11 protein-coding genes are annotated in these 13,623 nt (G+C 68.3%); 1 reads left to right on the top strand and 10 read right to left on the bottom strand.

All coding sequences use genetic code 11. From position 1 onward, the window contains the following. Positions 1–23: 23 nt before the first annotated feature. Positions 24–419 (bottom strand): JAB domain-containing protein, encoded by a 396-nt coding sequence (locus tag AC4GYU_RS06255; RefSeq protein WP_491086031.1) that lies wholly within the window; start codon positions 417–419, stop codon positions 24–26. 164 nt (positions 420–583) lie between these two features. Here AC4GYU_RS06255 and AC4GYU_RS06250 point away from each other — a divergent pair, with 164 nt between their 5' ends. Continuing rightward, the gene (locus AC4GYU_RS06250; RefSeq protein ID WP_491086030.1) at positions 584–1,378 is read left to right on the top strand and encodes a thymidylate synthase; all 795 of its coding nucleotides are present in this window, start codon (positions 584–586) and stop codon (positions 1,376–1,378) included. Between the two features lie 8 nt (positions 1,379–1,386). On the opposite strand, the gene AC4GYU_RS06245 is transcribed toward AC4GYU_RS06250, so the two are convergent. From AC4GYU_RS06245 to AC4GYU_RS06205, 9 genes are all read right to left on the bottom strand, one after another. Continuing rightward, complete coding sequence (locus tag AC4GYU_RS06245; RefSeq protein WP_491086029.1) at positions 1,387–3,261, bottom strand: sensor histidine kinase; 1,875 nt, start codon at positions 3,259–3,261, stop codon at positions 1,387–1,389. An 85-nt stretch (positions 3,262–3,346) separates the two neighbouring features. Then, positions 3,347–3,643 carry an integration host factor subunit beta gene (locus AC4GYU_RS06240; protein ID WP_491086028.1) on the bottom strand — a complete coding sequence of 99 codons (297 nt, stop codon included), beginning with the start codon at positions 3,641–3,643 and terminating at the stop codon, positions 3,347–3,349. Between the two features lie 212 nt (positions 3,644–3,855). Then, entirely contained in the window at positions 3,856–5,565 is a 1,710-nt protein-coding gene (gene rpsA, locus AC4GYU_RS06235) for a 30S ribosomal protein S1 (protein WP_491086027.1), read from the bottom strand. A gap of 259 nt (positions 5,566–5,824) precedes the next feature. Then, entirely contained in the window at positions 5,825–7,690 is a 1,866-nt protein-coding gene (gene sppA / locus AC4GYU_RS06230) for a signal peptide peptidase SppA (RefSeq protein ID WP_491086026.1), read from the bottom strand. A gap of 71 nt (positions 7,691–7,761) precedes the next feature. Continuing rightward, on the bottom strand, positions 7,762–8,112 hold the full coding sequence (locus AC4GYU_RS06225; protein ID WP_491086025.1) for a tRNA-binding protein: 351 nt from the start codon (positions 8,110–8,112) through the stop codon (positions 7,762–7,764). Beyond that, positions 8,094–8,807 (bottom strand): class I SAM-dependent methyltransferase, encoded by a 714-nt coding sequence (locus tag AC4GYU_RS06220; RefSeq protein ID WP_491086024.1) that lies wholly within the window; start codon positions 8,805–8,807, stop codon positions 8,094–8,096. The genes AC4GYU_RS06225 and AC4GYU_RS06220 overlap by 19 nt, the downstream gene beginning before the upstream one ends. A gap of 52 nt (positions 8,808–8,859) precedes the next feature. Further along, a complete protein-coding gene (prfB, locus tag AC4GYU_RS06215; RefSeq protein WP_491086023.1) occupies positions 8,860–9,987 on the bottom strand; it encodes a peptide chain release factor 2 in 1,128 nt (375 codons plus the stop codon). Between the two features lie 104 nt (positions 9,988–10,091). Beyond that, a complete protein-coding gene (locus AC4GYU_RS06210) occupies positions 10,092–12,677 on the bottom strand; it encodes a penicillin-binding protein 1A (RefSeq protein ID WP_491086022.1) in 2,586 nt (861 codons plus the stop codon). 42 nt (positions 12,678–12,719) lie between these two features. Next, entirely contained in the window at positions 12,720–13,595 is an 876-nt protein-coding gene (locus AC4GYU_RS06205; RefSeq protein ID WP_491086021.1) for an N-acetylmuramoyl-L-alanine amidase family protein, read from the bottom strand. Between the last annotated feature and the right edge of the window lie 28 nt (positions 13,596–13,623).

Below are 13,623 nucleotides of genomic sequence, written 5' to 3'. Positions count from 1 at the left end.
GACCCGTTCTGGAGTCAGCGCTGTCAGAGCAATCCGAGCCGCCGGAAGGAGAGGCATTCCCGGCCCGAGAAGATCAGGTGATCGAGGACGGCCAGAGCGATGGCGTCGGCCGCGAGGGACAGGGCGCGGCTGGCGATGCGATCGAGCCGACTCGGCAGCGAATCCTCCACCGGGTGATTGTGCGCGATGATGATCCCCGCGCTGTCGTGGCGGATGGCATCGCCGATGATCCGCCGCACCGGCAGGTCGGAAGGCCCATCGCCTTCGTCATAGGTGGCAAGATGAATGCACCGCGCTTCTTCGTCGACATGCGCGACCATCAGCCGGCTTGGCGAGCGGTCTGAGAAGGACGGGGCAAAGAAAGTTCGACTGGCTTCGACGCTGGAGAGAATGGAGGGTGATTCGGCACGCTGAAGCATGAAAGGAGGATGCGCTCCCTGCCCTCCCGGCCCAAATGGAAGCGCGTCCGGAATGGACCATCTGCTCGCCATTCGCCACCGCTCCGGCGAATTCGTACCCGCTCCCCGCGACGCCCCGTCAAACGCTCTTCCGCCAGCGCCTCCCTTCGGAGTAGGTCTTTCGCATGCAAGCCTATCACGACGTCATGGCCCGGATCCTCGCCGAGGGTGTGCCGCAGGAAGACCGGACCGGTACCGGGACCCTGTCGCTGTTCGGGGCGCAGATGCGCTTCAACCTTCAGGACGGCTTCCCGCTCGTCACCACCAAGAAGCTGCACCTTCGTTCGATCATCGTCGAGCTGCTCTGGTTCCTGCGCGGCGACACCAATGTCCGCTGGCTGCAGGAGCGCAAGGTCAGCATCTGGGACGAATGGGCCGACGACAATGGCGACCTCGGCCCCGTCTACGGCAAGCAGTGGCGCGACTGGGAAAGCGCCGACGGACGCCACATCGACCAGATCAGGGAATTGGTCGCGCTGATCCGCAAGGATCCCGCCAGCCGGCGGCAGATCGTCTCCGCCTGGAACCCGGGCGAGCTCGGGCAGATGGCGCTCGCGCCCTGCCACTGCCTGTTCCAGACGCAGGTCGCGGCCGGTCGCCTCAACCTTCAGCTCTACCAGCGCAGCGCCGATTTCTTCTTAGGCGTCCCCTTCAACATCGCGAGCTATGCCCTGCTGACCCACATGCTGGCGCGCGAATGCGGGCTCGAGCCGGGCACCTTCGTCTGGACCGGCGGCGACGTGCATCTTTATTCCAATCACCTCGACCAGGCGCGGCTGCAGCTGAGCCGCGAGCAGCGGCCCCTGCCCCAGCTCCGGATCAAGGATCGCGGCCAGGATCTGTTCGGCTACGAGCTCGAGGATTTCGAGGTCATCGGCTACGACCCGCACCCGCATATCGCGGCGCCGGTCGCGGTCTGATCAGCCGCTCAGCGCTGGCACAGTCCCGGAAGGTCGAGACCAAGCGTCAGCCCCTCGGCACCCCATTGGCGCGAGATGGTCCCGCCGAGCTGGCGGACCAGCCGGTCGATCAGCACCGACCCGAAGCCGCCGGACTCGACCGCGCGATGGACCGGCGCGCCACGATGGCGCTCCTGCCACTCGAGCCGGACGACGTTCGCCTCTTCGTCGAAGCTCCACCGGACGGTGAGCCGGCCCTCGCTGCAGGCGAGCGCGCCATATTTGGTGGCGTTGGTGGTCAGTTCGTGAAGGATCATGCCGACGGAGACCGCCGCATCAGACGAGAGATGCACGTCGGGACCGCCATAGCTGATGCGCTCAGACGAGCCGCCGAATGGGCTGAGCTCGGACTCGACGAGGTCGCGCAGCTGCGCCGCGGCCTGTCCTGAGCGAAGCAGGCCGTAGGTCTTGCCCAGCGCCTCCAGCCGGCCCGAGAAGGTCGCCTCGAACTGACGCGGCTCGTTGCTGCTACGAAGGGTCGCTCGGGCCAGCGCCTGGACCGTCGCGAGATTGTTCTTCACCCGGTGGTGAAGCTCGGCGTTGAGCAGCTGCAACTGGTCCTTCGCTCGGACCCCGTCGCTGATGTCGCGCGAGATGGAGACGATCCGCTCGACCTTGCCGTCCGCCCCGAGCACCGGCGCGACCGACACGTCCCACCATTTCATCGTCCCGCCGGCGGTCGGGCACTGCTCCTCGAAGCGATAATGTTCGCCGGCCAGGGCCCGCCGCAGGGCGATCTCGATCGTGCCCCGGCTTTGCTCCGGCCACAGCTCCGCCCATTGGCGCCCGATCACCGTGGCGAGATCGTCGATCTCGAGGATGGTCTGGCCGTTGACGTTCATGTAGCTGAGGCGGCCATCGGTCTCGACCACCTTGATGCAGTCGGGGGAGGCCGCAAGCACCGTCTCGAGGAAGAGACGGCTGTCCTGCAAGGCCGCCTGGGCCACACGCTGCTCGGTGATGTCACCGTCGATCCCGACGAACCGCCGGGGCACGCCCTTTTCGTCGAGGACGACCTTGGCCCGCGTATGGGTCCAGCGTACCGAGCCATCGGGGCGGAGCATCCGGAATTCGATCCGATAATCCTCGCCCGTCGCCATGCTGTGGCCGAGTGCCGCGCGGACCGACGCTTTGTCCTCCTCGTGGACCATGTCCCAGAAGCTGTCGAACGAGCCGCCGAACTCGTCGACCCCGGCATAGTCCTCAAGCTGCGAATCCCACCGCACCGAGCCCGAGCCGAGATCCCAATCCCAGCAGGCGAGCGAGCCGGCCGACAAGGCAAGGCGAAGACGCTCCCTCCCCTCGCTCGCCTCGCGCTCGAGCGTCACCAAATCCGTCACGTCGATGTTGATCCCGACGAGGCGGCTCGGCTGGCCATGGTCGTCGAACAGAACGCGGCCGCGATCCTGGATCCAGCTTACGCTCCCGTCATTCCGGACGATTCGGAAGCGATGATCGACATCGACATGGGTCGCGAGCGCGGTGGTCGCCACCGTCTCGACTCCGGCGCGGTCATCGGGGTGGACCGCCGCCAGCCACCGGTCGAGCGTCGGCTCGTCACTCGGGCTCAGCCCGTAGAGCGCCTGCGTGGACGGCGACCAGTCGAGCTTCTGGCTTCTGAAATCATAGGTGTAAGCGGCGACGCGCCCCGCTTGCTGCGCAAGATCGAGCCAGGTCTCGGCCTCGGCGAGCTTGCCCTCGACCTGCCGCCGCCGGGCGATGTCGTCGAGAAGGGTCTTGAGCATGGCGCCCTGCGACACTGCCTCGGCGCGCTCCTCGCGCAGGCGCTCGACTTCGAGCTCCAGCGCCCGCAGCCGTTCTTCCGCTGTCTCCTCGTCAGCCATGCGCCGACGATGCCTCAACAAATTGCAGGCCGCAACGGGTCTTTGGGAGGCTGCCGGGCGCAGAAATCCGCGGCCGGCGGCAGGATTATTCGGCGGTGACCTCGGTGAGATTCAGCCGCTCGCGCATTTCCTTGCCGGGCTTGAAATAGGGGACCTTCTTGGCGTCCACCTCGACCTGCTCGCCGGTGCGAGGATTGCGGCCAGTGCGGGCATCGCGCTGGCGGGTCGAAAAGGCCCCGAAGCCGCGCAGCTCAACCCGGCCGCCCTTGGCCAGCTGAACCGTGATCTCGTTGAAGAGGCCGGTGACCATCAGCTCGATCTCGCGCTGGGTCAGATCGGGAAAGTCGTCACAGAGCTTCTGCACCAGTTCCGACCGTATCATCGTTCGACCTTCCCCGCTTCCAAGGCTGTGCGGACGAACGAACAGGTCCGCGCTGCAAAATATGACGGGCCCCCACCCGCGGAGCGCAAGCTGTCAGATGTTATGCCTGACCGCAAGTGCCCGCGAGCGAAGAGAAAAACCCGCTCGCCGAAGAGTGGCGAGCAACCGATGCCCTCCCCGATCCGCAGGCGGTCCGGGGAGGGCGAACCGGCTTACTTCTTGTTGGCGCGCTCCAGAGCGGCACCGAGGATGTCGCCGAGCGACGCACCCGAGTCGGACGAACCGTACTGGGCAACGGCCTGCTTCTCTTCGGCGATCTGCATCGCCTTGATCGAGAAGGTCGGCTTCTTCGAACGGTCGGTCCCGGTGACCATCGCGTCGAACTTCTGGCCGACCTGGAAGCGCTCCGGACGCTGCTCGTCGCGGTCGCGGCCGAGATCCGAGCGCTTGATGAAGCCGGTCGGGCCGTCTTCGCCGACCTGCACGGTGAGGCCACCGTCCATGACTTCGAGCACGGTGACGGTCTTGGTCTCGCCCTTGCGCGCGCCATCGCCGCCGGCAGCACCGCCCGCCGCGACACCGCCGCGCTCGAGCTGCTTCATGCCGAGGCTGATGCGCTCCTTCTCGACGTCGACGTCGAGCACGATCGCCTGGACGGTCTCACCCTTGCGGTGCAGCGCCAGCGCTTCCTCGCCCGACACGCCCCAGGCGATGTCCGACATGTGGACCATGCCGTCGACGTCGCCGTCGAGGCCGACGAACAGGCCGAACTCGGTGGCGTTCTTGACTTCGCCCTCGACCTGGCTGCCGACCGGATGCTTCTCGGCGAAGTCGTTCCACGGATTGGTCTGGGCCTGCTTGAGGCCGAGGCTGATGCGACGCTTCTCGCCGTCGACCTCGAGGACCTTGACCTCGACTTCCTGGCTGGTGCTGACGATCTTGCCCGGGTGGACGTTCTTCTTGGTCCAGCTCATCTCGCTGACGTGGACGAGGCCCTCGATGCCCGGCTCGAGCTCAACGAACGCACCATATTCGGTGATGTTCGTGACACGGCCCTGGAACACGCCGCCGACCGGATACTTGGCGGTGGCGCCTTCCCACGGATCGCTCTCGAGCTGCTTCATGCCGAGGCTGATGCGCTGGGTGTCGCGGTTGATGCGGATGATCTGCACCTTCACCGTGTCGCCGATGTTCAGCACTTCCGACGGGTGGTTGACCCGCTTGTAGCTGATGTCGGTGACGTGGAGCAGGCCGTCGATGCCGCCGAGGTCGACGAAGGCACCATAGTCGGTGATGTTCTTGACCACGCCCTCGATGACCTGACCCTCGGCCAGGCTCTGGATGAGGCCCGAACGCTGCTCGGCGCGGGTCTCTTCGAGGATGGCGCGGCGCGACACGACGATGTTGCCGCGGCGACGGTCCATCTTGAGGATCTGGAACGGCTGGGCGACGTCCATCAGCGGCTGCACGTCGCGGACCGGACGGATGTCGACCTGGCTGCCCGGAAGGAAGGCCACGGCGCCGCCGAGGTCGACGGTGAAGCCGCCCTTGACGCGACCGAAGATGACACCCTCGACGCGCTTCTCTTCGGCGAACTCGCCCTCGAGCTTGTCCCAGGCGGCTTCGCGGCGGGCGCGATCGCGGCTGAGCATCGCTTCGCCCTGCGAATTCTCGACGCGGTCGACATAGACTTCGACCTGGTCGCCGACCTTCAGCTCGGCCTTCTGGCCGGGGGCGGCGAACTCGCGCAGCGGAACGCGGCCTTCGCTCTTGAGACCGACGTCGATGACCGCGAGGTCATTCTCGAGGGCGGTGACGGTGCCGATGACGACGCGGCCTTCGAAGGCCTCGTTCTCGCCGCCAAGGCTTTCGTTCAGGAGGGCCGCGAAATCGTCGCGGGTCGGATTGGCTTGGGTTGCCATAGGAAAATGGACGTCCTTCTCGTGCTCGGTCAATGTGCCGCCAGCCGGACCATTAGGGCCGGCTTACCATCAGGCGGACCTGGCAAGCGTTGCGTAGAGCCGCGCGCCGGCCGGATGCCGGACGAGCGGATCGCCCGGCATGAAGGACGGGCACGGGCCGGACCGAGCTGATGGCCGAAAGGACGACAAAGAGCTGCTGAGCGGCGCGCGCCCGGGCATTTCATCCCGGAACGACGTGCGCGCCCTTAGCCGAAGTGCCTCAGGAGAGCAAGGCGAGCAGCCTCGCGAGAAAGCCCTCGCGCGCCGGTGCCACGGGCGCCACCGGCTCGTCCGCGACGCAGGTCAGGCAGCGCGCCTGGATGGTCGGCCCGGACAGCAGGAAGTGAAGCTCGTTCCGGACCGCCATGAGCATCTGCTCGGGATTGGCCCGGAGGCTGGCGAAGGGATCGGCCTCGTCGGCGCTGTCCTCATCGTCGCGGAGCAGCCCGGCCAGTTCGGCGCGCCACCCCTTCTTGCGGTCGAGATAGGTGACCGCGCGATCGTCCTTGGCGAGGCCGGCAAGGTCGCCCGCCTTGGCGATCGCCTCGTCGAGCCCGCCGAACTGGTCGACCAGCCCGATCTGCCGCGCCTGACCGCCCGACCAGACCCGGCCCTGTCCGATCGCATCGACCTGCGCGGGGGTCTTGCGGCGGGCGTCGCCGACGATCTTGAGGAACTTGCCATAGGTGCTCTCGACCCCGAGCTGGATCAGCTGCCCGGCTTCGGGGGACGGACCCTTGAGGAGATCGGGTTCGCCCGACAGCGGGGTCGACTTCACCCCGTCGGCGTTGATCCCGAGCTTGGCGAGGCTGCCCTGGAAGCTCGGCAGGATCCCGAACACGCCGATCGACCCGGTAATGGTCGAGGGCTCGGCAAAGACATGCTGCGCCGCGGTCGACACCCAGTAGCCGCCCGACGCCGCGACATTACCCATCGACGCGACCACCGGGATCTTCTTCTCCCGCGCCGCCAGCAGGGCCTGCCGGATCCGCTCGGACGCAAGCGCCGAGCCGCCGGGGGAGTCGATCCGCACCACCAGCGCCTTGATCTTGCCGTCGCGAAGCCCCTTCTCGATCGAGGCCGCGATGCTGTCCCCGCCCGCGGTGCCGAGCGGTGCGCGGCCATCGACGATGTTGCCCGCGACCGTCACCACGCCGATCGGCCCGCTGCCGCGCTCGGGCTGCACTTCGGCGGCGATATAGCGGTCGAGGCGAATGCGCTTGAAGCCGCCCGCGACCTTCTCGTCCACGCCGCCGAGCGCCGCGAGGCGCTGCTCGAAGGCGCGGCGGTCGGCGACCTTGTCGACCAGCTTCGCCCGCTGCGAGGCCAGCGCGAAATCGCCGCCCGCCGCCTGGACCATCTGGACCGGCGCCTTCAGCGCGCCATCGACATTGGCCTGCGGCCGCGCCTTGCGGATGTCGTCACGCCAGGTCTCGAACAGGGCGCCGGCCAGCGCCTCGGCATTCTCGCGCGCCTCGGGGCTCATGTCCGAGCGGATGAAGGGCTCGACCGCGCTCTTGAACTTGCCGACCTTGTAGACATTGGCGGTGACGCCGAGCTTCTCGAGCAGCCCCGCATAATAAAGGTTATTGCCGCCCGGGCCGCGCAGCTGGACGCCGCCCATCGGGTCGACCCAGATTTCGCTTGCGTGCGCGGCGAGCTGGTAGCCGCGGTCGGCATAGCCGGTGGCATAGGCCAGCACCGGCTTGCCGCTCCGCTTCACCTCGTCGAGCGCCTCGCCCAAGTCCGCGACCACCGTCTGCCCGGCCGAAAAACCGTCAAGGTCCAGCGCGATCGCCTTCACCCGGTCGTCATCCTTCGCCTTGCGCAAAGCGGCGCGGACGTCGCGCAGGGCAAGCGGCCCGGGGCCCGAGCTGCCGCCGGCAAGCGCGAAGGCATCCTGTTCGGCCGGCTGTTCGACCACGCCCGAGCGGAGGTTCATCACCAGCACGCCGTCCGACACGGTCGGCGCCGGCCGGGACGACAGGAGCGCATAGAGCCCAGCGAAGAAGAGCAGCATGAAGACCAGGACCAGCGCGTCCTTGATGCCGATCAGAAGGTGCCAGACAGCTTTCAGAATGCGCATGATATGGTCGGTCCCGCTCGCGTGTCCGTTCGAGATAGGGCGGGCGGGGGACGAGGGGAAGCGCCGTTCGACTAATGCATCCTTGCGCCGTTCGGCACCGGGCTGTCGGGCACGAGCAGGGTGATGCGCCCCTCGGCGTCACTGAGGCCGAGCACCAGCACCTCGCTCATGAAGGGGCCGATCTGGCGCGGCGGGAAATTGGTGACCGCGACGACCTGGCGGCCGACCAGATCCTCCGGCGCATAAAGTGCGGTGATTTGCGCCGAGCTTCGCTTGGTCCCGATCTCGGGCCCGAAGTCGATGGTCAACTTGATCGCGGGCTTGCGGGCCTCGGGAAAGGGCTCGGCCGCGACCACCGTCCCGGCATGAATTTCGACTGCGAGAAACTGGTCGAAGGCGATCGTCACGCCTTTGACCCGCACGGCTTCAAGGCATCGGCGGCCGGGCGCGGCTGGGCGGCGGTGAAGGCCGCGACATAGCTGTCGCCGCCCGGCAGCCGTTCGAACCGCTGCAGCGCGAGCCCGACGCTGCGAAGCTCGCACTCGAGCCGGTCGGGCGGAATGCCGTGGCGCTTCACCGGCCGGTCCGCATCGACCACGACCACCTCGCCCCCCGCCTTCAGCCCGCCCGCGAGGTGCCACAGGAAGGCATAAGGGTCGGTCACCTCATGATACATGTGGACGAGGAAGATCCGGTCGAAGCCACGCGGCGGAAGGCGCGGGTCGTCGGGCGTCCCGAGCCGGACCGCGACATTGTTGAGCTGCTCGCGCTGGACTCGCTCGGCAAGCCGGTCGCGGACCTCGGGGACGATGTCCTGCGCCAGTACCCGGCCCTTGGCCCCGACCAGCGGCGACAGGCGCGTCGTATAGTAACCCTCGCCGGCGCCGATGTCGGCGACCGACATGCCGGGCTTCACCTCGGCCGCGGCGACTACCGCCTCGAACTCGCCGACGCGGTCGCGGGCGTCTTCGGTCGAGAAGGCATCGGAAACGATCGGCGCGACGTCACGGCCGGCGGCCGGAAAGCTTTCCGCCTGCGGCTGCGCCTGGCAACCGGCAAGCAGCGCAAGTCCGAGAAGCCCGCCCGGACCGAGCATGCCGACGCCCCCGGCGCGCATCGCTCAGCGCGCCCCGCCCAACGCCGGGCCGGTCGAACGCCCCGAACTCATCCTAGTCCACGTCCTCGACGTCGACCTTCTCGCCGGTCACCCGCTGGCTCAGCGCCGCGGCCATGAAGCGGTCGAGCTCACCGTCGAGCACATCGCCCGGTGCGGTCGAGGTCATGCCGGTGCGCAGATCCTTCACCAGCTGATAGGGCTGGAGCACGTAGGAGCGGATCTGGTGGCCCCAGCCGATGTCGGTCTTAGCCGCCTCGGTCTTGTTGGCTTCCGCCTCGCGCCGTTGCAGCTCGGCCTCGTAGAGCCGGGCCTTGAGCTGCTTCATCGCCTCGGCCTTGTTCTTGTGCTGCGACCGCTGGTTCTGGCACTGCACCACGATCCCGGTGGGAAGGTGGGTGATGCGGACCGCGGAGTCGGTCGTGTTGACGTGCTGCCCGCCCGCGCCGGACGCACGATAGGTGTCGATCTTGAGATCGCCCTCGTTGACCTCGATGTCGATGTCGTCGTCGACTTCGGGATAGACCCAGACCGAGGCGAAGCTGGTGTGGCGCCGCGCCGAGCTGTCGTAGGGGCTGATCCGGACGAGGCGGTGGACCCCGCTCTCGACCTTCAAGTTGCCATAGGCATTCTCGCCCTTGATCAGCAGCGTCGCCGACTTGATCCCGGCCTGCTCGCCCGCATGATAATCGACCAGCTCCACCTTCATCTTGTGGCGCTCGGCCCAGCGCGAATACATGCGCTGGAGCATGCCGGCCCAATCCTGGCTCTCGGTCCCGCCGGCGCCCGAATTGACCTCGACATAGCTGTTGTTGGCGTCGGCCTCACCCGCCAGCAGCGCCGCGACCTTGTCGCGCTCGGCCCGCTCGGCAAGGTCGGCGAGCGCGGTCACGCCGTCGTCGACCAGCCCGTCATCGCCCTCGGCCTCGGCCATCTCGATCAGCTCGATCGTGTCGGCGAGCTCCGTCTCGAGCTTGCGCGTCGCGGCGACAGCCTCGTCGAGACGGCGCCGTTCGCGCATCACCTCCTGCGCTGCCTTGGGGTCGTTCCACAGCGTCGGATCCTCGACCCGGGCGTTGAGCTCGTCGAGCCGCTGCAGGGCCCGGTCCCAGTCTAGGAAGCGACGGAGCAAGGCGGTCGCGGCGTTGACCTGGTCGATATAGGCCTGCGCTTCAGCGCGCATCGTAAGTGGTCCTTTTCTGAAACGCCGTTCGTGCCGAGCGAGGTCGAGGCACCGCAGACGCTGACGTCCCTCGCGGTCGCTCGGGACGAACGGCGCCCACGCTCCTAGTAGATTCCGCCCTGCCTTGCCAAGAAGTCGTCTGGCGGCGGCGCGGTCGGCGCGGGCTTATTCGCCGGCGCGGCAGTGGCCGGACGGGAGGCCGGCCGACGCCGAGCGGCCGGTGCCGGGGCCGCACTTGCGACCTCGTCGGACTGGCCGCCGGGCCGGTAGGTCCGCCGCGGCTCGGTCTCGGGCTTGAACGCTTCCCAGATGACCGGCGACTTGGGATCCTCGCGGACCGGGAAGGTGCCGAACACCCGCCGCCCGGTGACCCGGTCGATCCGCACCATACGGATGCCCTCGGGCGCAACGAACGGGGTCCCCGGGACGTCCTTGAACGCGACCTGCGCCCATTGCTTGAAGATCGGCGCCGCGATCCGCCCGCCCTGCGCCGCCCCGCCGAGCGAGCGCGGCTGGTCGTAGCCGAGGTAGGTGCCGGCAACGACGTCGGGCGTGCCGCCGACGAACCAGACGTTGGTCGGGCCGGTAGTTGTGCCGGTCTTGCCGAACAATGGCCGGTTGAGGTCGCGCAGGATGGTTGCCGTGCCGCGCTCGATCACGCCGGTCATGACATGGACCATCTGGAAGGCGGCCTGCGGGTCGAGGATCTGGCGGCTGCGGCTCGGCGGACGCGGCATCGCGCTTCCGTCCCAGTCGGGCGCGTTGCAGCGACCGTCCATCACCGCGCAGCGATTGTCGGTGCGGAAGATGACCTTGCCGTCACGGTCCTGGACATAGTCGATCAGCGTCGGGCTCACCGCCCGGCCGTGATTGGCAAGGATGGCATAAGCGTTGGTCAGCTTGAGGACCGTCGTGTCGCCCGCGCCCAGCGCCATCGCGAGGTAATTGGGATAGTCGCCGACCCCGAGCTTGCGCGCCGTGTCGGTGATCTTGGCCATGCCCGTCTGCGAGGCGACCCGCACCGTCATCAGGTTGCGCGACTGCTCGACGCCCCAGCGCAGGGTCTTCGAGCCGGCATAATTGCCGTCGAAATTGCGGAAGCATTTGTTGCCGAGACCGGCGCCCTGCCAGACGCAGAAGGGCGCGTCCTCGACCAGGCTGGCCGGGGTCATGCCGTTGGCCAGCGCGGTATAATAGACGATCGGCTTGAAGGTGGAGCCGGGCTGGCGAAGCGCCTGGGTCGCGCGGTTGTAGCTCGCGCCGATATTGTCGAACCCGCCCTGCATCGCGAGCACGCGGCCGGTCCGGATCTCCTGCGCGATGAAGCCCCCGCCAATCTCCGGGATCGAGCGGATCGCGTAGGTCGAGCCACCGACATTCTTGACGATGATGACCATGCCGTCGCGAAGGTTGGAGAAGGCGCTTCCGCCCCCGCCGCGCTTGGGCTGGACCGCATTGCTCGCCGGCAGCGTGCCGGTCGAACCGTCGGTGAAGCCGATCTCCGCCGACGAGGAGCCCTTGTCGAGCACCACCGCCTTGCGCCAGTCGGCAAAGCCCGTGCCGACGGGCGCCCGGTCGAGCGCCGCCTGCCAGTTGCCGCTGGTCTCGATGCTGAGCCCGGTGTCGCGCCAGCCGCGCCCGCCGTCGAAGCGGGCGAGGCCTTCGCGCAGCGCCTCGGCCGCGGCATCCTGCATGACCGGGTTCATCGAGGTCCGCACCCACAGGCCGCCCGCATAGACGCTGTTCGTCCCCGCCTTGGCGTCCTCGCCATATTTGCGGAGGAGTTCGCGGCGGACTTCCTCGGTGAAATAGCCGCCGACTTCGCGGAACTTGGCGTTGGAGCCGTAGCGGATCGTACCGAGCGGAGCGACGGCGGCCGCGGCGCGCTGGGCCTCGGTGATATAGCCGTTGTTGACCATCTCGCGCAGCACGTAATTGCGCCGGTCGAGCGCCTTGCGGGTCGCGCGGACGGGATCGTAGTTGGACGGCGCCTTGGGCAGCACCGCGAGATAGGCGACCTCGGGCAGGGTCAGATCGGCGACGTCCTTGTCGAAATAGGCCCGCGCCGCCGCCTGCACGCCATAAGCGTTCCGGCCAAGGAAGATCTGGTTGAGGTAGAGCTCGAGGATCTGCTCCTTGGAGAGCGTATTCTCGAGCCGGAAGGCAAGGATCGCCTCGCGGATCTTGCGGGTAACGTTGTAGCTCGAATCCTGCAGCAGCGCCTTGGCGACCTGCTGGGTGATGGTCGAGCCGCCGCGGGCCCGGGCGCCCCCGGTCGCCTTCTTGACCGCAAAGTCGCCGACCGCGCCGATCAGGCCCGGATAGTCGATCCCGCCATGGGTGAAGAAGGTCTTGTCCTCGGCCGAGATGAAGGCCTCGACCACCATCGGCGGATATTCGTTGTAGTTGAGCTCAACCCGCCGTTCGCGGGCGAAGGTCCCGACCGGCTGGCCGTCGACACCGCGGATGTTGGTCGGAAGCGGCGGCTGGTAGGCCAGCAGTTTCTCGCTCGAGGGCAGGCCGGCGGCGAAGAACAGCCAGACGAGGATGAAGAATCCATAGCCCGCGAGCAGTCCCCAGCCGGCGAAGCGGAGCCAGCGTCGCTCGCTCCACGCGGTGCAGAGGCGGTCGGCGGCTCGGTGATGACGCTCGAGCCAGGGGGGGGAAGATCGGGTCGCAACGGCGTCCATGGGCGCGGCTCTACTCGCTTGGGCTGGCGGGGGAAAGGCGTGTCAGCGCGCGACCGCCGCCTGGGCCTCGATCGCCCGGGCAAGCGCGGCGGCGATGCGCCCGCGCTGCACGGGGTCGAGCAGCATCGCCTCGTCGGCGGCGTTGCTCATGTAGCCCGCCTCGAACAGCACCGCGGGCGCGTTCGAGCGGCGCAGCACCCGGAAGGCGGCGAAGCGGTGCGGCTCGGGCCGAAGCGGCACCCGCCCCTCGGCCTCGCGCAGCAAGCGGACCGCGAAATCGGCCGAGGCCGCCATCTCGTCGCGGGCCGCGACATCGGCGAGCAACGCCCGGACCGATCCGTCGGCCTCGCTCGCCACCGCTTCCTCGCCATTCTGGCGTTCGGCGAGCAGCGCGGCGTCGGCATCGCTCGCGACTTCGGACAGCGAATAGAAGGTCGCCCCGCGCGCCGCGGCATTGGCCGCGCTGTCGGCATGGATCGACAGGAACAGGCTGGCGCCGAGACGGCGCGCGATCGCCGCCCGGTCCTCGAGCGTCAGCGTCGTGTCCCCGTCGCGGGTCAGCGCGATCCGCACCCTTCCCCGCTTCGCCAGTTCGTCGCGGACGTCGCGGGCAAGCTGGAGCGTCACGTCCTTCTCGATCGCGCGGCCGCTCGCCCCCGGTGCGCCCGGATCCCTCCCGCCATGGCCCGCGTCGATCACGATCAGCGGCCGCCCCGGCACCCGCGCCTCGATCACCTTCACGTCCGCCACCGCCGGCGACAGGACAAGGCTCAGCCCCCCTTCGCGCGCCTCGCCCTCCACCGCGCGCCCGAGGCTTGCACCGCCGCGCGACCGCTCGACCCCGGCCCACAGGGCCGCGGCCAGGACCAGGCCGCCAAGGCCAAGGATCGCCAATCTCGCTGTCGTTCGGGACGCCATGGCGGCGACCCTAGCGTGCCGTTGCTTG

Source organism: Sphingomonas sp. SP2 (assembly GCF_058313385.1).
This window is presented reverse-complemented; position numbering and strand designations above follow the sequence as displayed.

Excerpts from the sequence above, each read along its gene's own strand:
- AC4GYU_RS06255 (WP_491086031.1), bottom strand. The coding sequence starts at position 419 with ATGCTTCAGCGTGCCGAATCACCCTCCATTCTCTCCAGCGTCGAAGCC.
- AC4GYU_RS06250 (WP_491086030.1), top strand. The coding sequence starts at position 584 with ATGCAAGCCTATCACGACGTCATGGCCCGGATCCTCGCCGAGGGTGTG.
- AC4GYU_RS06245 (WP_491086029.1), bottom strand. The coding sequence starts at position 3,261 with ATGGCTGACGAGGAGACAGCGGAAGAACGGCTGCGGGCGCTGGAGCTC.
- AC4GYU_RS06240 (WP_491086028.1), bottom strand. The coding sequence starts at position 3,643 with ATGATACGGTCGGAACTGGTGCAGAAGCTCTGTGACGACTTTCCCGAT.
- rpsA (WP_491086027.1), bottom strand. The coding sequence starts at position 5,565 with ATGGCAACCCAAGCCAATCCGACCCGCGACGATTTCGCGGCCCTCCTG.
- sppA (WP_491086026.1), bottom strand. The coding sequence starts at position 7,690 with ATGCGCATTCTGAAAGCTGTCTGGCACCTTCTGATCGGCATCAAGGAC.
- AC4GYU_RS06220 (WP_491086024.1), bottom strand. The coding sequence starts at position 8,807 with ATGCGCGCCGGGGGCGTCGGCATGCTCGGTCCGGGCGGGCTTCTCGGA.
- prfB (WP_491086023.1), bottom strand. The coding sequence starts at position 9,987 with ATGCGCGCTGAAGCGCAGGCCTATATCGACCAGGTCAACGCCGCGACC.
- AC4GYU_RS06210 (WP_491086022.1), bottom strand. The coding sequence starts at position 12,677 with ATGGACGCCGTTGCGACCCGATCTTCCCCCCCCTGGCTCGAGCGTCAT.
- AC4GYU_RS06205 (WP_491086021.1), bottom strand. The coding sequence starts at position 13,595 with ATGGCGTCCCGAACGACAGCGAGATTGGCGATCCTTGGCCTTGGCGGC.